Raw genomic sequence first — 608 nt, 5'->3', positions numbered from 1 at the left:
TACAACTGCACCGAAGGTGGGGCAAGGATAGAAGGAACTATAGAAAAACCTTTTCTATGGGCTTGTGAGAATTTACTTGATAAAGATTTAAATAAACCTTTTGAAAAATTAGAACCTTTAAGCTTAAATAAACAAAATGAGTTTTTACTTAAGGCTTATTATAAAGTTTATCAAAGTATTAAACATTGTAGAGATTTTAGTAATAAATTTATTAAAAGCTATGATAAAATAAAAAATTCTTTTGTTATCTTGCAAAATTCTCAAGAAAATGAAACCTTTATCAAAGAAATCATTAAAGATATAGATAAAATCAAAACTCAAATCGATGAGCTTTATAATACTCAAAAAGATTTGATGCAAATTTTAGGTCCTTTACTGACACAATTTGAACTTAATCTTGCTAGAATTTATGTTTTAAATCCTAAAACCAAAGAAGATGCTTTTAATAAAAGTATTCTTTGGATAAAAGAACATTTAGAATTTATGGAATTAGTTTATGGACATATCAAAGCACAAGAAAGTGCTTTGATAAAAAATATACTTCCTTTAGAAGAAAAACTTAAAGAAAGAAAATTAGATAAATGGATGGAAAGGGTGAGAAGGTGAAA

General features: G+C 25.7%; 1 pseudogene. It reads left to right on the top strand.

The annotated features are described in order from the left end of the window. Positions 1-606: pseudogene (pseD, locus tag AJN64_RS00580) on the top strand (flagellin modification protein PseD); the annotation flags it as partial. Positions 607-608: the final 2 nt, after the last annotated feature.

This window comes from Campylobacter sp. BCW_4332, assembly GCF_001763175.1.
GTDB lineage: Bacteria > Campylobacterota > Campylobacteria > Campylobacterales > Campylobacteraceae > Campylobacter_D > Campylobacter_D jejuni.
Note: the sequence above shows the minus strand (reverse complement) of the source record. Positions and strands in the feature narration are given on the sequence as shown.